The sequence below is a fragment of the Streptomyces sp. NPDC102278 genome (assembly GCF_044766345.1).
Taxonomy (GTDB): Bacteria; Actinomycetota; Actinomycetes; order Streptomycetales; family Streptomycetaceae; genus Streptomyces.
Map to the genome: position 1 here is coordinate 161,243 of NZ_JBIWLV010000002.1, position 17,605 is coordinate 178,847.

Sequence of the window (17,605 nt, forward strand, 5' to 3'; positions counted from 1 at the left end):
CGCGGAAGAACCGCGGAAGAACCGCCACAGGGTCGCCTGCCCTGAAAGCCCCGCCCCACACGGGGCCACTCAGCGCGGGACCACTCCCGTGCGCGCCGCCGCCGTCCGGGTGGGTTCGGCGTCGGGGCCGAACCACTCGCACAACAGCACGGTCGCGTCGTCCTGGAGCCGCCCGTCGTGGTGACCCATGACGGCGCGGACGAGGCGACGCAACGTCTCCGGCAGGGGCAGACCATCGGCGTGGTGACGGATCAGGAAGTCGGTGAAGTTCGCGAGGCCGAACTCCGTGGAACCGGGCCGTCGCGCCTCCGTGATGCCGTCGGTGTACAGGACGAGGCAGTCCCCCGGCTCCAGTTGCTCCCTGCACGTACGGACGGGCAGCCCCAGGTCGGTGCCCATGGGATGGGCGGCCGGGCAGGCCAATTGGCCTGCCCAGCGACCGCCCCTGATGACCAGCGGCGGGAGATGGCCCCGGTTGACCCACGTGAGGACGCCGGTACGCGTGTCCAGGTCGGCGAGGACGCCCGTCACGTAGATGCTCCGCCGGAACTGTTCGAGCAGCACCTCCTCCACCCGCTCGCTCACGCCCACCAGGTCGGCCCCTTGCCGCCGGGCGTTGCGGCACGCTCCGACGGCGAGGTTCGCGGCCAGTCCGGCCGCCGTGTCGTGGCCCATGGCGTCGAACACCGAGAGGTGGACGACCGGGCCCGCCATCGCGTAGTCGAAGGCGTCCCCGCTGATCTCGTAGGCGGGCTCCATCGTGGCGGCGACGACGACCCGACCGTCCGCGTACGTCCGCGGTGGGATCAGGTGCCACTGCATCTCGGCCGCCACGTTCATGGGGGCCGTGCGCACGAGCCGCGCGTAGGCGTCGCTCTGGTCGCTCTTGGTGACGATCAGCAGGGCGGTCAGGGAGGCCAGGGCCTCGGCGTCCCGGCGGGCGGGCGCGTCGCCGTCGTCCGGGGTGAGTCGCAGCAGGCCGAGCCGTTCGCTGCCGTTCAGCATCGGCACCCACCACTGCGCGTGGTCCGGGTCCGCCGCCGTGTGCACGATCTCCCCGTGCTGGTAGGCCCGCCCGGCGAGGGTGCCGTCGATCCTGATCTCTCGTTCGTCCGCGCGGGCCGCCGTCGCCCCCGGCCCGGTCGCTGGTGGGAGGGGCAGCAGCCGGAGCACGCGCTCCTGCATGTCTGCCACGTAGATCCGTACGTGGCGCAAGCCGGCCCGGGCCGCGTGTTCGGCGACCGTGGCCGGCAGGAGGTCCATCGGCATGAGGTGACCGGCCGCCAAGAGGCCGGCCAGCATGTTCGCCTCGCCGTCCCGCCGATCGATCGCCACAGACTCATCTCCCGCGCCGGTGGATCCAGTGCATCACACACGGGCGGGTTTCGCCGTGGACGCACGTCGCGCGCCGGCGGCCCCCTCCGCGTGGGGGGGGTGGCTCGCGGCTCCCCCGCCCGGGAGGTCGGGGGCCTCAGGTGCCCGCCGGGTGTTGCGCTCCCTTGCGCTCGGCCGTGCGGCGGGCCGCCGCGGCGTCGGTGACGTCGAGGAACACCTGGTCCAACTCGGGCCATCGTGCCTTCAGCTCGTCCCGGATGCGGACCATCGCGTCCTCGACGGTCTCGCTGTCGTAGCCGGCCGTGAGGTCGATGCCGGCGGCCAGCAGAACCGTGTCCGGCCCGAGCTGCATCGTGAGCAGCGCCGTGACCGAGTCGATCTCGGGCTGCCGGCACAGCAGGGCCCGTACCTCGCTCTGCATGGCCGGATCGGCGGCCTCGCCGATCAGTTGCGCCCGGGCTCCCTTGCCCAGGGTGTACGCCACGTAGACGAGCAGGACCCCGATCAGGATGGAGGCCCACGCCTCGTACGCCACGTCACCGGTCACCATGTGGAGTGCCATGCCGATCATGGCGAGGACGACACCGGCGCAGGCCGTGCTGTCCTCGGCCAGGACGGTGCGCAGGGCCGGGTCGCGTACCTGGCGGATCTCCTCGGTGGTGCTGCGTCCGGTGTTCCTGGCCTGGCCGCGCACCTGGCGCACGGCGCGGACCAGCGAGGCCCCTTCGGCGAGCAGCGCCGCGAAGAGCACGATCAGTCCGATGACGTAGCCCTCGTGCGATTCCGAGCCGCCGGAACGGAACGCCTCGATGCCCTGGAAGACCGAGAAGCAGCCGCCGGTGACGAAGATGCCCACGGCCGCGAGCAGAGACCAGAAGAAGCGCTCCTTGCCGTAACCGAAGGGGTGGTGCTTGTCCGCCGGGCGCCTGCTGCGTTTGACCGACGCCAGCAGGAAGACCTCGTTGAGGCTGTCGGCCACGGAGTGCGCCGCCTCGGACAGCAGGGCCGGGGAGCCGGCGATGACGCCGCCGATGCCCTTGGCCACGCAGATGACCAGGTTCGCGCCGAGGGCCACCCACACCGTGACGCGGGTTTCGCCGTCGCGTTCGGTCGCCGTCCCGGCGGAACCCGTCATCGCCTGTCCGCGGGCGCCGCGGTGCCCCGGATCGCGGCGGTACCAGGTCCTGCGGCGCCCGGTACCTCGGTGATGCGGGTCGCGTTCAGGGTGAGCCGTGCGATGCGGTTCTCGTGGTCCGCCGCCCTCGTCTCGGTGCCCTGGAGCTGGGCGGGCGCCGCGCCGGTCAGCTCCCAGGTGGTGAGCACTCGGCGGCCGGCCGCGTCCGTCTCGTCGATGGCGAGGGAGACGGGGCGCGGTGCGTCGGCTTCCTCCGCGAGCGCCCAGGCCAGGGCGTGGGGGGCGTCGGCGAGGACGCAGCCGGTCAGGGTCACCGCGAGGTCCCGCCCGGGGTCGCCGTCGTTCTCCCGGGGGCCCAGGCCCTGGGCTTCCTCACAGGTGAAGCGCTCTCCCTCGACGGTGACGCGGAACCGCGGGGGATGCGTGGTGGAGTAGTCCATGCCCCTGCGCCTGCCCGGGGCCCGGACCCGTATGCGGTCCGCGGGTGCGCGGCGCCCGTACGGCCGAAGGGGCCCGGGGCGGCCCGCGCACGGACGCGTCGCGGGGCGGATCAGGCGGCGAACTCCTTGACGAAGGTGGCGCAGAAGGCGTCCAGGTCGTCGGGCTTGCGACTGGTCACCAGCGTGCCGGGAGCGGCGCGGCAGACGTGGACCTCCTCGTCCACCCAGGTGCCGCCCGCGTTGCGGATGTCGGTGGCCAGACTCGGCCACGAGGTCAGGGTGCGGCCGCGCACGACCTCGGCTTCCACCAGCGTCCAGGGGGCGTGACAGATCGCGGCGACGGGCTTGCCCGCGTCGAAGAAGCTCTTGACGAACCCGACGGCCCGCTCGTCCATCCGCAGCGCGTCCGGGTTGGCGACGCCTCCGGGCAGTACGAGCGCGTCGAAGGCGTCCGAGGTGTCACCGGCGAGTACGTGGTCCACGGTGAACCTGCCCGCCTTGTCGAGGTGGTCGAAGGCCTGGACCTGTCCCGCTTCCGTCGATACGAGTTGCGGGTTCCAGCCGGCTGCCAGGGCGGCCTCCCACGGTTCGGTCAGTTCGACTTCCTCGACGCCCTCGGGCGCGGTCAGGAATGCGATGCGCACCGCGTTCACTTCCTTCGGTTCGGGGCTCCGGCATCCCCGCCGTTCGTGCGGGGGCGTGGGGCCGGGGCCGGTGGGTTCAATCGCACCCCGCGCCTGCCCGGCTCCTCGTGTCGCAATCATCCGATTACTCCCCCGGCCGATCCCCGGCCGATCCCCGGTTGCTTCGCCGGGCGCCGAGCCCGGCCCGCATGTTTCATGGGTGGGAGATCGGAGGCTGAGCGCATGGTGCGGTGCGAAGACACGAGGCGGGCCGCGCGGGTAGGCCCGAGGGAGCCGGTGGAGCACGTCGTGGCCTCGTGCGGGACGCGTCCGGCGGCGGGTCCGGCGACGGAGCGGGCCGGCCGGGCCGGTGAAGTTCCGTGACGCCGTTCGTCCCGCAGGACCCGGAGACGCTCAAGCGGCTCATCGCCCGCGAGGTGAGCAGCCGGCGGGCCGCGGCGCGACGCGCTGCCGGGCTGTGGCAGGACGGGGAGCCGTCGCGCCCCGCGGCCGAAGCGCCCGCGCAGCCGTGCCCCTGCGGTGGGGGTGACGGCCCCGGACACGGCTGCGGTGACGACGCCGACGGCCACGACCCCTGGGCCTGTGTCTGCGCCACCCTGCCCGCCATCCCCGTGTCGGCCGCCCTGCTCGCACCCGTACGGGACGCCGACGGCCGTACCGTCGACTTCACGGTCAAGGCGGGGAACCACGTGCGCTCCGCGCAGTGGCTCGACGCCCCCGACCGGCAGGTCGGCCGGCGCCTGCTGGAGGTCCAGCCGGGCGCCGCGGCGGGCGGGCTCCTGAGCGCGCTCGCGGGCGTACTGGGCACCGGACGCGCGCTCAAGGCCCATGCCGTGGACTACACCGAGCAGCGCAGCGACGGGCTCCACCGCACGAGGCTGTTGTACGACGCCGCGTCGTGCGGGGACCAGGTGCTGGCCACCTGGAGGGCCGCCCGCAACCCGTCGGAGCTGCTCTCGCTCGACGCGCAGTACATCGCCTCGATGGGCTGGGGCGCCTGGGATCTCCTCTCCGGCGTCGTCACCTGGTCGGAGGGCCTGTCCGCGATCTTCCGCACCGGTCCCGATCGGCAGCTCTCCCTCGCCGAACTCAGCGACTCGGTGCTGCTGGAGGACGTTCCGCGCTTCGGCAGACTGCTGACGGCCCTGCTCGACGGGGAGGAGCCGCCCGGCGCCGAAGTGCGGTTCAGCGTGCTCGGCGAGGTCCGCACCCTCCACCTGGTGGGGCATCCCGTCATCGCGACGGACGGGATGCCCTGGGCCCTGCACCTGATCGCGCGCGATCTCACGGCGGAGGTCCGCAGCCGACAGCGGCTCGCGGAGACCCGGCGGCAGTCCGAACAGTTGCGCAAGGAGGCCGCCGCGGAGCGGCGCGTCGCCTCGGCGTTACGGGAGGCCCTGCTGCCGACGCACTCGGCGGAACTCGCCGAGCTGGGAGTCACGGTCGCCGCCGCGTACCTGCCGGCCGAGGAGGACGCGGCGGTGGGCGGCGACTGGTACAAGTGCAGGCTGTTGCCGGACGGGCGGATCCTACTCGCCATCGGCGACGCCTGCGGTCACGGTCTGAGCGCGGTCGCCCGCATGGCCCAGCAAAGGCACGCCCTCGCGGGGCTGGCCCACGCGCCGCGTACCGACGCGGGACGGCTCACCACGTGGATGAACGAGCTGCTGTGCGGTGACCCGGCCGCCCAGACGGCGACCGCGATCATCGGCCACATCGACTCGGAGCGGAACCTCGACTGGGCCTGCGCCGGTCATCCGCCGCCCCTGCTGCTGCGCGGTTCCGAGGCCACGGCACTGGACACGGGACACCGGGGACCGCTGTTCGGGCTGCTGCCCGGCCACGAGTACACGAGCGCGACCGTCTCCCTGCGTCCGGGTGACCTCCTCCTCCTCTACACCGACGGCATGGTCGAGCGGCGCGGCGAGGACATCACGCGGGGAATCGAGGTCCTGCGCAGGACCTTGGCCACGTGCGAGGGGCTCGAAGCCGATCAGGCCCTCGATCGCATCATGGCCGCGTACACGCCCGAGGCGAACGAGGACGACACCTGTCTGGTGGCGATCCGCATCGACTGAGGGCGGCGGGGGGCCCGGAGCCGGACCGGGGGCAGGTCCGGGCCCGGGCCGCGGACCCGCGCGGACGGCAGCGTCCGGGGGGTCACCGCCCCTGGCGTCCCCTGTACCGGCGCACCAGGCCGTACGCGAGGACGGCGCACCCGGCCGCCACCAGCGCGGGGTGGCGGCGTGCGACCTCGGCGGCCCGGCTCGCCTCCGCGCGTCCCCTGTCGGGGGTGACGTCCCGGATCCCGGCTTCCAGGGCGCCGGTCAGGGACGCCGCCTTTCGTGCCACGGGCTCCGGGATCCTGTCCTGCGCCGCGTGGACCACGGCCGAGACCTTCTCCTGGGCGCCTGCCTTCACCTCGACGGCCGTGTCGTGGGCCCGGGCCTTGAGTTCGGCGGCCTTCTCCTGCGCGCCCGCCTTCACCTCGGCCGCCTTGTCCCGGGTTTCGGCCTTGAGCTCGGCGGCCTTGTCCTGGGCGCGGGCCTTGACGTCCGCCTTGGCGGCCAACGCCTCCACGGTCCGGCCCAACTCGTCACGGGTCGTCTCGATCTGTGCGCGCAACTCGTCCGGGGTGGCCGGATCCTTGTCCGCGTGGGTGTGGTCGTCGGTCATCGATGTGCCCTTTCCTTGATTTCGGCCACGTCGGCCTTCACGCTGTCGATGGCCTGCTCGGGCGCGGGCGGGGTGGCGCGGACCGCCTGCTTCTTGCCGGCCGCCGCCAGGACGGCCGCGATCACGGCGAGGACGCCGGTGACGATCAGGGCCGCGGCCCACAGCGGCAGGACGAGGGCCAGGGCGACGATGCCGGTCGCGGCGAGGCCCTGGAGCGCCAGGATGCCGAAGAGACCGGCTCCGCTGAGGAGGCCGGCGCCGAGACCCAGGCCCTTGCCCTTCGCGCGCATCTCGGCGGTGGCCAGGTTCAGTTCCTGGCGGACCAGCAGGGTCAGTTGCTCCGAAGCCTGCTTGACGAGGGCGCTCGTCGAGGCGGAAACGGTGTCGTCGTGGTCGTGGGGTGAGTGGTCGGCTGAGGAGTACATGGTCGGAGATCTGCCTTCCTTGCGCGGGCGGGCCGGTGGCGTCGCCCGGTACGTCGTGTGGCCTCGGTTTCGGTTGCGGAGGCGGCTCGTCTCGTACCGGTGGCGTCTTCCCCGTCTGGGGGCGCGCACTCGCCGGTGAGCGCTCAGACCCGGGCGCCTTCCGCGTGCCCGTCCGGCCCGTCGCCCGGCACCGGATGGTGCTCGGCGCGTTCCCGTTCCTCCCGGCTCCACGCGCGGGTGTCGCGGGGGCGTACGTAGGGCTCCTCGTCGGCCGGATGACCGCCCATGATGGCGCGCCGGCGGGACATCTCGGCGTCGAATTCCAGGCCGAGGAGGATGGCCAGGTTGGTGATCCACAGCCAGACGAGGAAGACGACCACGCCCGCGAGGGTGCCGTAGGTCTTGTTGTAGGAGGCGAAGTTCGCCACGTAGACGGCGAATCCGACCGAGGCGGCGAGCCAGATCAGCAGGGCGAGCAGACTGCCCGGCGTGATCCACTTGAAGCCGCGGCCCTTGGCGTTCGGGGTCGCCCAGTACAGCAGGGCGATCATGCTCGTGACCAGAACGACCAGGACGGGCCACTTGGCGATGGACCAGACCGTGAGCGCGGTGTCGCCGAGGCCCAGCACATCGCCGGCCCGGCGGGCGACGCCGCCGGTGAAGACGACGATCAGGGCGCTCGCGACGGCCATCACCATCAGCACGACCGTCACGCCGAGCCGCACCGGCAGCACCACCCAGACGGGCCGTCCCTCGGGCATGTCGTAGACGGCGTTGGCGGCGCGGATGAACGCGCCGACGTACCCGGACGCGGACCAGACGGCCACCACCAGGCCGACGACGGCGACCACGGACCCGATGCCGCTGCGGCCCTGCAACTGTTGCACCGCGTCGGCCACCACGTCGCGGGCGGAGGCGGGCGCGAGCTGCTCCAGCTGATCCAGTGCGCGCTGCGCCGTGGACGGGCCGGCCAGCCCGAGCAGGGAGGTGAGGACGAGCAGCGCCGGGAAGAGCGCGAGGATGCCGTAGTACGTCAGCGCGGCCGCCCGGTCGCCGAGTTCGTCGTCGCCGAACTCCTTCAGGGTGCCCTTCAGTACCTTGCCCCAGGCGTGCTTCGGCATCTCCGTGGGCCGGTCGGGCTCGTCGCGCTCCACGCTCGGATCCGGCCCGACCCGGCCACGCGCCGGCTCCTGCCCGGGCGCCCCGCCCGGACTGTCGCCGCGGTCGCCGGGCGGGGCCGCGGGGGGCGGTTCCCGGTCGACGTCCGCGGCCGCGGGCCGGTGCGGTAGCCGCCCGTCCTTCCGCTCCGGCTCGTGGTGCTTGCGTTCCCATAGCGCTGCCATACCGAGCGGATGTCCGCGATACGCGGCCTCAATCAGCGCGTCGGATCCCCGCCTGGGTGCGCTCCGCTCCCCCGGGCGGCCCGGGCCACGGACCGCCCGGGGGACGGGTTCTCGTACCGGAGGCGGTGGGGCGGCGGCCCGCGTTCGCGGCGGGGGGAGAGGATGACTGCGTGACAGACACCTTCACCACCCGGACCATCGACGTGACCACCGGCTCCGCGGAGACCGTGCACGACCTGACCTCGGCCTGCGCGGCCTTCCTCCGGGACGCCGCCCGTGGTCGCGACGGACTGCTCAACGTGTTCACCCCGCACGCGACGGCCGGACTGGCCGTCATCGAGACGGGCGCCGGCAGTGACGACGACCTGTTGGAGGCCCTGCGTTCGCTGCTGCCCGCCGACGACCGCTGGCGCCACCGGCACGGCTCGCCGGGGCACGGCCGTGACCACGTGTTGCCGGCCCTGGTACCGCCGCACGCCACGCTGCCCGTGGTGGGGGGCGAACTGGCGCTGGGGACCTGGCAGTCGGTGGTCCTGGTGGACACCAACCGGGACAACCCCCGGCGCACGGTACGGCTCTCCTTCCTGGCCTGAGACCGCGCCTTCTCCATCGAACCCATGGCGACCCGGCTCGGGAGCCCCACCGCCTCACCCGGTCTGCTTCGTCCAGCGCTGCGACGCGTCCCCGCCGCAGGTGCTCGTGATCAGACCGCTGCTCATGCCGAGGTCGAGGCAACCGCCGCCGTAGTCGCTGCGGAGGCTGCCGCCCGAGCCGGTACGCCACAGCCGGCCGATGTCCTGGGCGCAGTCGCCGACGAAGACGGCCTGGCCGAGGCCGTTGGAGTAGAGGCACTGGCCGCTCTGCTGGTTGACGAGTTTGAAGCTGCCGTTCGACGCGCTGCGGACGGTCCACCGCGCGGAGGAGTCGGAGCAGTCGCCGTGGTCCGACGCCCCGAAGACCTGGGTGATGCACTCTCCCTTGTTGCCGTTCCGGTAGCGGTAGGTGCCGGAGTCGGGGGTCTTGGGAGGTACGGGGGCGGTGGACGAGCCCCCACCGGGGGGACGCGGGCCGTCGGCACCGCCGGGGTTGCCGCCGTTCGCGGAGCCGCCCGCGCCGTTCACGGAGCCGCCGGCGCCGTTCTGTGCGCCGCCCCCGGGGCCCGGGCCGGGCACGGGGCCGGGTCCGGTTCCCGGGCCGGTTCCCGCGCCGCCGACGGCCGCGGGCCGGGGGGCGCCCGTTCCCGCCTGCCCGGCGTTGGCGGCCACCCCGCCGGGGTTCGCCTGGGCCGGGGACTGCCCTGGGGAGGCTTGGCTCGACGGGGCGCCGCCCGATGTCGGCGGCTTCCCGTCGGGGGACGCCGCGGCCGGGGCCGACCGGTCGCCCCGGGCGCCGGCCTGCGGCGGCGAGGACGTGTACGGCAGGTGTTGGAGGGCCAGTGTCGTGCCGCCCGCGACCACGACGACGGGGATGACGGCGAGCAGGACCCTGGTACGGCGCCGTGGCCGTTCGGCGGGCCGCGGGTCCTTCGCCGGCTCGACTTCGCCTTCGGGTGCGGGCACGGGCTCGGGGTCGGGCACGCGTTTCGCGTCCGCCTTCGGGGCGGTGTCCGCGCCGGGCTTCGCGGCGGGGTCCGTGGGCGGCTCCGGCTCCTGGCCGGTGAGCGGCAGCGTCGGTACGTCGATGTCCGGCACGTTGGCGGCGAAGGCGGCCCGCTCCCGCAGGCTCGCCGTGATGGCCGCGGGCCACAACGGCTCGACGAACGGGCCCCGGCGCACGGCACGTTCGTGCAGTTCGTCGGCGGTGGGACGGCCCTCGGGGTCCTTGTCGAGGCAGGCCGCGACGAGGTCGGCGAGTTCGGGGTCCCGCTCCCGCAAGGAGTCCAGTTCCGGTTCCTCGTGGACGATGCGGTACAGGACGCCGTGCCCCGACTCCTCGCCGAAGGGCGGCCTGCCGGCTGCCGCGAACGCGAGTACCGAGCCCAGGGCGAACACGTCGGTGGCGCCGCTGACCTCGCGCTTTCCCGAGGCCTGTTCCGGCGCCATGTAGGCGGGCGTGCCCACCACCATGCCGGTTCTGGTCAGTTGGCTCTGTTCGGCGGCCCGGGCGATGCCGAAGTCGATGAGGGTGAGGCCGGCCAGGGTCAGCATGACGTTGGACGGTTTGAGGTCCCGGTGCACCATCCCGAGCCCGTGTACCGACTTCAGCCCGGCGGCGGCCTCGCGCAGCAACAACCACAGCGCGTCGGCGGGGAGCCCGCCGCCGTACGACTCGACGGCCTTGCTCAGCGTGACCCCGGGAATGTACGCGGTCACGAACCACGGGGGCCGGGCGGTCCGGTCACTGGCCAGCAGCGGCGCGGTGGCCTCGTCGGGCAACCGGGAGAGGTTGTCCAACTCGTGCCCGAAACGGCGCAGGAAGTCCTCGTCCTCGCCCACGACGGAGGCCAGCAACTGCTTGACGGCGACGTACCGGCCGTCATGGACCCCGAGGTACACCCGCCCCATGCCGCCGGCGCCGAGTCGCCCCGCCAACGGAATGGAACCGATCCGCCGCGGATCCCCCGCCTCCAGCGGCCCGGCCCCACTCCCGCTCAGCTCTAACACGTCAGCCCCATCGAATTGGAATTGTTTCCAGAAACCTACCCGAGCGACCCGGACCGGCAACAGGTCAAGTCCCCCCGTCCGGCGGCCGTTCCGGCCCCGCGCCCCGGCCGGACCCGGCCACCCGGGACATCCCGGACTCGCCGTGTGGGGCGCCGTCGTCCCGGTGGCGGCCGAAGCGGGCGGCCGGAGCCGGGGGCGGCGGCGTGGGCGGCCGGGCGGGGGGGGCGGGGGGGCGGGTCCCGTGCGGTGCGGATACCTTCAGCGCACCGCGAAGCGAACGAGAGCACGACAGAGGGACGACCATGCCCGCCAGAACACACGCCACCACCACAGCGGTAGCCTGCCTCGCCGGGCTCGCCCTCGCCGCCTGCGGCCCGACCGGGTCCGACCCCCGGGCGGTCCCCGCGGCCCCGACCTCCGCTGCGGCGTCGCCCGACGTCCCCGCGTCCACGCTCCTGGTCCGCGGCTACGAGACCACGCAGCGGGCCCACCCGAAGAAGCTCCGCTCCGAGACGGTCGTGGAAGGCGTGAAGGTGACGGCCTCGCTCGCCCTGGACACGGACACCGACAGCGCGGGGGAAGTGGTGTACGCGGGAATCGGCCGGTCGGAGATCTTCGTGACGGTCGACCACGTCTACACCAAGAGTGACGAGGGCTTCATCCGGCACGGCTTGAAGGACTCCCCGCGGCAGGTCTCGGACGCGGCGGTCGCGAGGTTCGCGGGCCGCTGGGTGAAGCAGAGCCGATACACCGCGGCGAGCGCCGACATCGCGGCCGTGCGCGAACTGGCCCGACCGTTCACCGAGTTCCTGGAGGACCGCCGGGACCAGCCGACCGCCCGGTTCGTCCGGCGTGACGTCCTCGACGGCACGCCGGTCGACGTCGTCACCTCCCAGGACGCGCGGGGGAACACCGCGACGAGCTACATCGCCGTCGAGGGCCGTCCGTACCTGCTCAAGCGCACGGAGGCGGGCGCCGAGCCGGCGGAGTACTCCTACGGCGACTTCCTGGAACCCAACCCCGTCGTACCCCCCGCGGAGGAGGAGGTCCTGGCCGTCCGCTGAGGCGGTGCTCCCGGCCGATCGACTCCCGCCACACCGGCTTGGCCGGGCACCCGTCGGCGGAGCGGCGGCGTCGGCCACCATGGCCGTGGGGGCGTACGTCGGCGACTTCTTCGGCCTTCACCTGCGCGGGATCCCCGCGCCGCGCGTGGACGGACCGACGCCGGCCGGCCCGGAGGTCGTGTTTCCACCGCCGCTGCCGGCCGGGGCGTGGTGCGGCTCGTACGATGGGCCCCATGTCGGACGCCTCTCCCCGCCCCGAGCCGTTCGTCCTCCGGACCGCTCCGGCGGCGCTCGAGGACCTCGCCGCGCGGCTGCGCGCGACACGGTGGCCGGACGAAGCCGAGGACGCCGGATGGTCGCTCGGGACCGACCTCGGCTACCTGCGCGAGCTCGTCGCCCACTGGGCGGACGGCTTCGACTGGCCCGCGCGGGAGGCGGAGCTCGCCCGACTCCCCCACCACCGTGTGGCGCTCGGCGGGCTGGGAGTCCACTTCGTGCACGTCAGGGCCGTGGAACCGGCGGGTTCCGGCCGGCCCGCCCTGCCTCTCGTCCTCAGTCACGGCTGGCCGGACTCGTTCTGGCGCTACTCCAAGGTCATCCCCCTCCTCACCGACCCCGGTGCGCACGGCGCCGATCCCGCCGACGCGTTCGACGTGGTCGTGCCCGACATGCCGGGGTTCGGCTACTCGGACCGCCCCGTCGGGCCGCCCCTCGACGCCATCGCCGTGGCCGGCCTGTGGGCCGAGCTGATGGGCGTACTCGGTTACGAGCGGTTCGGCGCGGCGGGCGGGGACATGGGCAGCCACGTGAGCCGCTACCTCGGGCTCGACCACCCCGAGCGGGTCGTGGCCGTCCACCGCACCGACGCCGGGCTGCCGATCCACACCGGCGACCCGGCAGACCTCACACCCGAGGAACGCGCCTGGTTCCACGACGTCGCGTCCTGGGGCGCCGCCGAGGGCGCCTACGCCGCCCTGCACCGGACGAAGCCGCAGACCGCCGCGTTCGGCCTGACCGACTCGCCGGCCGGGCTCGCCGCGTGGATCGTCGAGAAGCTGCGGGGGTGGAGCGACTGCGGCGGTGACGTCGAACGGCGCTTCACGAAGGACGAGGTCCTGACGAACGTCATGGTGTACTGGCTCACCGGGACCATCGGCTCGTCGATGCGCATGTACCGCGCGAACGCCGCGATCCCGCCCGCGCAACACGCCCGCCGGGTCGAGGTGCCGTCCGGGTTCTCGCTCTTCCGGGGTGACATCGTCCGCCCGCCGCGGGCATGGCTGGAACGCACGGCGAACGTCGTGCGCGTGACCGAGCCCGCGCGCGGCGGGCACTTCGCGCCGTTCGAGGAACCCGAGCTGTACGCCGAGGAGCTGCGCGCCTTCTTCCGTCCGTACCGGGCGGCGGCGACGGGCTGACGGCGGCCGGCGGTTCCGTGGAGCCTGCGGACGACGAGCTTGCGGACGACGCCTCCCGCCGCGGGGTCGGCGGCGGGCGACGGCGTCCCGGTGGGGCCCCCGGGTCCTGTCGGTCCCGCTCAGTTCCGGCGGCGGGAAACGCGGGCGAGGAGCCGGACGCGGGCGACCTGGAGCCGGGGCATCAGAACGTAGACCACGGTCAGTACGACGATCGCGCTCAGCACGAGCGTCCGCAGGACCATGGGCAGGCGCTGGAGCCGGTCGTGCAGGAGCAGTTCCAGCACCGTGAGGGTGGGGAAGACCGCCATCCAGATCATGAGGGCCATGTGGTGCTTGGGGGGCGGGCCCGCGGGCGCGGTGTGGGACATGACGAATCGACTCCTTGCTCGTCGCGACAACTTCCAAACAGACGGTTGGAGATTAGGCACACCAACCGACGATCTCCAAACGACTGTTTGGAGATGGCGTAGGGTGGCCCCATGGCCTGGGACACCGCACGTACGCGACAAGCGCTGCTGGACGCCGCCGTCGACGAGTTCTCCGAGCACGGTTTCGATGGTGCGCGCATCGAGCGCGTCAGCACCCGGGCAGGAGTGAACAAGGAACGGATCTACCAGTACTTCGGCAACAAGCAGCAGCTTTTCGGGCACGTCCTGGAGGCGGAGCTGGAGCGGATCGCGACGGCCATTCCACTGACCGTCGACCAGGCCGCCGATCTGGGCGAGTACGCCGGCAAGCTGTACGACTACCACCGCTCCCACCCGCAGTTCATCCGGCTCCTGCACTGGGAGGGCCTCAAGGACGGCGGCGCCCCCGCCCTGTTGGAGACCGAGCGGACCGCGACCTACGGGGCGCGCGTCGCGGCCCTCGCCGAAGCCCAGGCCAACGGAACGCTCGACCCCTCGCTCGAAGCCGACGACCTCTTCTACGCGGTTCTCGCCCTGGGGGCCTGGTGGTTCAGCGTGCCGCAGGCCGTACGCATGATCTTCGGCGGACCCGCGGAGCCGGAGTCCGAACGCGCCTCGATGGTGCGGCTGGTGCGCAGGCTGGTCGGTCAGGAGCCGGTCGGCTGAGGGCGACCGGCCGGCTGAGGGCTACCGGCCGGCTCCGGCCCGACCGGCTCCACCGGCGCCGACCGGCGGGACCCGGCACGGGTTCGGTCGCAGGACTGTCAACTCCCCCCGCACGGAAGCAGAATGGAGGTCGGGGCAACAGGGGGAGGCGCGCCGATGGGTCGGGCATTGCGGGTGGCACTGGCCGTTTGCTTCGCGGGATTCGTGCTGTGGTACGCCTCGTACTACACCACGATCATGGTGTGGGAGGGCCGCAAGATCCTCTCGTGGCTGGCTCCGCCCGTGTTGGTCGCCGGGCTTGGCGCGCTGCCGTGGCTGGTGCGGTCGCTGCGCTCCGCGGGCCGGGAGGGGGCCGGATCCGCCGCGCGGGCCGTCGGCTGCGTCGGCGCCGTACTGGCCCTCGGCATCGCGGTCGGCTGGCTGGTCTACGGTTCGTACCAGCAGGACCGGGCCTACATGGAGAGCACGCGGATCGTCGCCGAGCCCGTCCCCGAACTCACCGCCCGCGCCCCGTACCTGGTCGGCAAGGCGCAGGCCGCCCCGAACCTGGGTGATGTGACGGGTGAGATAGCGGACGTCACCTACCTGCCCGACTCGGACCGGTTCTCCACCCTCGTGGAACGTCGCGGCTGGCTCTCGGGCTACGAGGTCGGCCTGGTCCAGGACGTGCCCCTCGGCGGCACCGGGCGCAACCAGCAACGCTGCGCCTTCGACACCGACGTCGCCGACGCGCGGATCAGCGGCTGGTTCACGCACAACCTCGGGCGGAAGATCTCCGCGAAGAAGCGGTGGGTCCGCTTCGAGGCTTCGGACTCCTACGTCACCTGCTCGGGCGACACACCCACGGTCGTGGTCCCGCTCAAGCGGCAGACCGGCTTCTTCGTGATCACGGAGCGGCCCGCCGGGGTGGCGCTGTACAACGGGCGCACCGGCGCGCTGACCGTCGTCGAGGACTCCACGGCCGTCCCCGGCCCCTCGTACCCGCTGAGTCTGGCGTCCCGGCAGCGCGAGGCCACGGCGGCGGTCGGCGGTTTCTCCGACTGGCTCTTCGAACGGAGCGGTTGGGACGAGTCCGAGGACGGCGCCAACGAGGGCAACGAGTCGGAGTTCACCCTCCGCTACCGTGACCAGGGCGGGCGCAGCGCCTACGTCACTCCCCTCACCCCGCAGGGCGAGGCGAGTTCGGTCGTGGCCGTGTCGACCGTCCCGACCCGCCACCGGGGCGGCGGGCTCGCCCCGCTGACCGTGCACCGGCTCGATCCGACCTGGTCCTCGCCGCAGACGATCGTCGCCCTCGTCAAGGCCGAGTACCGGGACGTCTGTTGCTACAACGACGACCGGGTCTTCGAGGTCGTCCCGACCGGCGGGAGCACCTGGACGGCCACGGTCGGCAGCGAGCAGAACATCCGCTACCGGGTGGAGGGCAGGGGCCAGATCGGCGGCCGCGAGGCGACCTGTCTCAAGAGCGCCGACGGCACGCTCATCCGCTGTGCGTACGCGGCGCCCGGCTCGCCGGAGGAGAAGGAACTCAAACGTCAGGAGGAGGAGAAACGCAAACGTGAGGCCTCGTCCCCACCCGCCGGCGAGGACCTGTCGAAACTCAGCCCCCAGCAGTTGGCGGAACTCCACCGGCGCGTGACCGAGGAGGTCAACCGCCGTCTGACGGGCGGGTAGGGCGCACCGGACCCCGGGCGGGAGCGCGCCGGGCCCGGCGTGCGCCGGCCGTCGACGCGGGCGGGCCCGGCGGGGACCCGGGCCCCCACCGGGCCCGCCCGTGGGTGGCCGGCGGGTCAGTCCAGGAGGACGCCCGGGTTGAGGATGCCGTGCGGGTCCAGGGCGCCCTTCGCCGCGCGCAGCGCGAGGGCGAAGGGTTCGGGGCGCTGGAGGTCGTAGCCCGGGCGGTGGTCGCGGCCGACGGCGTGGTGGTGGGTGATCGTGGCGCGGTGGCGGTGCAGCACCTCCCCGGCGACCTCCTTGAGGTGGTCCCACACCGCGACCTGATCGTCCGGGCGGCCCGCCGCGAGGACGGTGAAGTACGGGGCCGCGCCGTCCGGATAGACGTGCGTGAGACGGCAGTTGACGAGGGCGGGGTGGCCCGTCGCCTTGAGGGCGGCCTCGCCGACCTCGGTGCGCACGGCGTCGATCAGGCCCGGGACGCGGTCCCAGGTGGCCGCCGTCTCGAAGGTTTCCGCTATGGCGCCCATCCTGGCCAGGCCGTCACGCAGGTACGGCATGCGCAGGAACGCCGAGCGCCAGGCGCCCACCGCGTCCTGCCCGCCGTCGCGGGACCCGCCGGGCCGACCGCCGTGGGCGCGGGCCAGGTCGACGGCCTGTTCCAGGCGGGTGTCCACGGGGAAGTGGGCCGACTCGAACCCGAGGACCAGTACCGACGAACCGTCCTGGGAGGTGCCGGAGAGCGCGGCCTCCCCGGAGTCCAGGAGGCGGCAGTTCGCGGGGGCGAGATCGGACCCGGCGATCGCGCGCACCGCCTCCAGCGCGGCGCCGAACGAGGTGAAGGCGAGCGCGGCGGACGCCTTGTGGACGGGTCGCTCCTGGAGGCGCATCCACGCCTCCGTGATGACGCCGAGGGCACCTTCCGAACCGAGGAAGAGACGGTCGGGGGAGGGTCCGGCGCCGGAGGCGGGCAGCCGCCAGGAAGCGCCGGCGCCCGCCGGGGTCACCACCCGCAGGGACTGGACGAAGTCGTCGATGTGGGTGCGGACCGTGGCGTAGTGGCCGCCGGCCCTGGTCGCCAGCCAGCCGCCCAGCGTGGAGAATTCGAAGCTCTGCGGGAAGTGCCGCAACGTCAGTTCGTGCGGGCGGAGTTGGTCTTCAAGGGCCGGCCCGAGGGCGCCGGCCTGGATCCGGGCGGCCCGACCGACCCGGTCGACCTCCAGGACCCGGTTCAAGGCGGTCAGGTCCATGGACAGCACGGCCCGGTGCGCGTCGCCCCGGTACTCCACGCCGCCCGACACGGACGAGCCGCCGCCGAACGGGATCACCGCCACGCCGTGTTCGCCGGCCCACTCCAGCAGGTCGGCCACCTCCCTGTCGTCCTCGGGGTGGGCGACGAGGTCGGGGACGCGGCCGGGGCGGCCGCGCAGGGCGCGGACCACGTCACGGAAGGCCTTGCCCATCGCGTGCGCGGCCCGCGCCTCGGGGTCGGAGGTGACCGTACCCGCCAGGCTGCGGGGGACTTCCACGGCGGGGCGGCCGATGCCCAGGTCGGCTGTCCGGGGCACCGGGAGGGGCCGGGCGAGGGTGCCGGGCAGCAGTGCGCCCATGGCGGTGCAGTCGGCGTCGTCGGGGTGGGCGTCGGCCCATCCCCAGCCCCACCAGGATCGGCTGCGGGCGGTGGGGTGCGTCGTCGTCCGGGTGGCGCCGACCATGGGGGCTCCAAAGGATCGAGAGGATCAGGGAACTTACCTGGAGGTAAATTACCTACTGAT

At 73.4% G+C, this 17,605-nt stretch carries 16 protein-coding genes; 6 read left to right on the plus strand and 10 right to left on the minus strand.

What is annotated here, in order from left to right; genetic code table 11:
* Positions 1 to 69 precede the first annotated feature (69 nt).
* The 4 genes from ACIRO3_RS05535 to ACIRO3_RS05550 all read right to left on the minus strand — a co-directional run bounded on the left by ACIRO3_RS05535 (position 70) and on the right by ACIRO3_RS05550 (position 3,554).
* The gene (locus tag ACIRO3_RS05535) at positions 70 to 1,302 is read right to left on the minus strand and encodes a PP2C family protein-serine/threonine phosphatase (RefSeq protein ID WP_404134076.1); all 1,233 of its coding nucleotides are present in this window, start codon (positions 1,300 to 1,302) and stop codon (positions 70 to 72) included.
* Positions 1,303 to 1,471: 169 nt separating this feature from the next.
* Positions 1,472 to 2,470 (minus strand): cation diffusion facilitator family transporter, encoded by a 999-nt coding sequence (locus ACIRO3_RS05540; RefSeq protein ID WP_404132763.1) that lies wholly within the window; start codon positions 2,468 to 2,470, stop codon positions 1,472 to 1,474.
* Positions 2,467 to 2,910, minus strand: coding sequence for a hypothetical protein (locus ACIRO3_RS05545; protein ID WP_404132765.1), 444 nt, complete (start codon positions 2,908 to 2,910; stop codon positions 2,467 to 2,469). The genes ACIRO3_RS05540 and ACIRO3_RS05545 overlap by 4 nt, the downstream gene beginning before the upstream one ends.
* 110 nt (positions 2,911 to 3,020) lie before the next feature.
* Positions 3,021 to 3,554 carry a type 1 glutamine amidotransferase domain-containing protein gene (locus ACIRO3_RS05550; RefSeq protein ID WP_404132767.1) on the minus strand — a complete coding sequence of 178 codons (534 nt, stop codon included), beginning with the start codon at positions 3,552 to 3,554 and terminating at the stop codon, positions 3,021 to 3,023.
* A 359-nt stretch (positions 3,555 to 3,913) separates the two neighbouring features.
* On the opposite strand from ACIRO3_RS05550, the gene ACIRO3_RS05555 reads away from it, so the two are divergent.
* Positions 3,914 to 5,632, plus strand: coding sequence for a PP2C family protein-serine/threonine phosphatase (locus tag ACIRO3_RS05555; RefSeq protein WP_404132770.1), 1,719 nt, complete (start codon positions 3,914 to 3,916; stop codon positions 5,630 to 5,632).
* Positions 5,633 to 5,714: 82 nt separating this feature from the next.
* On the opposite strand, the gene ACIRO3_RS05560 is transcribed toward ACIRO3_RS05555, so the two are convergent.
* From ACIRO3_RS05560 to ACIRO3_RS05570, 3 genes are all read right to left on the minus strand, one after another.
* The gene (locus ACIRO3_RS05560; protein WP_404132773.1) at positions 5,715 to 6,230 is read right to left on the minus strand and encodes a DUF3618 domain-containing protein; all 516 of its coding nucleotides are present in this window, start codon (positions 6,228 to 6,230) and stop codon (positions 5,715 to 5,717) included.
* Positions 6,227 to 6,655, minus strand: coding sequence for a phage holin family protein (locus ACIRO3_RS05565; protein WP_404132777.1), 429 nt, complete (start codon positions 6,653 to 6,655; stop codon positions 6,227 to 6,229). The genes ACIRO3_RS05560 and ACIRO3_RS05565 overlap by 4 nt, the downstream gene beginning before the upstream one ends.
* A gap of 143 nt (positions 6,656 to 6,798) precedes the next feature.
* The gene (locus ACIRO3_RS05570; RefSeq protein ID WP_404132780.1) at positions 6,799 to 7,998 is read right to left on the minus strand and encodes a YihY/virulence factor BrkB family protein; all 1,200 of its coding nucleotides are present in this window, start codon (positions 7,996 to 7,998) and stop codon (positions 6,799 to 6,801) included.
* A gap of 170 nt (positions 7,999 to 8,168) precedes the next feature.
* Here ACIRO3_RS05570 and ACIRO3_RS05575 point away from each other — a divergent pair, with 170 nt between their 5' ends.
* Positions 8,169 to 8,591 (plus strand): secondary thiamine-phosphate synthase enzyme YjbQ, encoded by a 423-nt coding sequence (locus ACIRO3_RS05575; RefSeq protein WP_361781824.1) that lies wholly within the window; start codon positions 8,169 to 8,171, stop codon positions 8,589 to 8,591.
* 54 nt (positions 8,592 to 8,645) lie between these two features.
* On the opposite strand, the gene ACIRO3_RS05580 is transcribed toward ACIRO3_RS05575, so the two are convergent.
* Positions 8,646 to 10,601, minus strand: a complete 1,956-nt coding sequence (locus ACIRO3_RS05580; RefSeq protein ID WP_404132783.1) for a protein kinase — start codon at positions 10,599 to 10,601, stop codon at positions 8,646 to 8,648.
* Positions 10,602 to 10,903: 302 nt separating this feature from the next.
* Here ACIRO3_RS05580 and ACIRO3_RS05585 point away from each other — a divergent pair, with 302 nt between their 5' ends.
* The gene (locus tag ACIRO3_RS05585; RefSeq protein WP_404132785.1) at positions 10,904 to 11,665 is read left to right on the plus strand and encodes a hypothetical protein; all 762 of its coding nucleotides are present in this window, start codon (positions 10,904 to 10,906) and stop codon (positions 11,663 to 11,665) included.
* A 233-nt stretch (positions 11,666 to 11,898) separates the two neighbouring features.
* Positions 11,899 to 13,083: an epoxide hydrolase family protein gene (locus ACIRO3_RS05590; RefSeq protein WP_404132788.1), complete on the plus strand. Its 1,185-nt coding sequence runs from the start codon at positions 11,899 to 11,901 to the stop codon at positions 13,081 to 13,083.
* 119 nt (positions 13,084 to 13,202) lie between these two features.
* Here the strand turns inward: ACIRO3_RS05590 and ACIRO3_RS05595 are convergent, their stop codons facing one another.
* Positions 13,203 to 13,451, minus strand: coding sequence for a hypothetical protein (locus ACIRO3_RS05595; RefSeq protein WP_404132791.1), 249 nt, complete (start codon positions 13,449 to 13,451; stop codon positions 13,203 to 13,205).
* 111 nt (positions 13,452 to 13,562) lie between these two features.
* On the opposite strand from ACIRO3_RS05595, the gene ACIRO3_RS05600 reads away from it, so the two are divergent.
* A complete protein-coding gene (locus tag ACIRO3_RS05600) occupies positions 13,563 to 14,156 on the plus strand; it encodes a TetR family transcriptional regulator (protein ID WP_404132794.1) in 594 nt (197 codons plus the stop codon).
* 156 nt (positions 14,157 to 14,312) lie between these two features.
* The gene (locus tag ACIRO3_RS05605; RefSeq protein WP_404132796.1) at positions 14,313 to 15,830 is read left to right on the plus strand and encodes a hypothetical protein; all 1,518 of its coding nucleotides are present in this window, start codon (positions 14,313 to 14,315) and stop codon (positions 15,828 to 15,830) included.
* Positions 15,831 to 15,946: 116 nt separating this feature from the next.
* Here the strand turns inward: ACIRO3_RS05605 and ACIRO3_RS05610 are convergent, their stop codons facing one another.
* Positions 15,947 to 17,545 carry an FAD-binding oxidoreductase gene (locus ACIRO3_RS05610; RefSeq protein ID WP_404132799.1) on the minus strand — a complete coding sequence of 533 codons (1,599 nt, stop codon included), beginning with the start codon at positions 17,543 to 17,545 and terminating at the stop codon, positions 15,947 to 15,949.
* Positions 17,546 to 17,605: the final 60 nt, after the last annotated feature.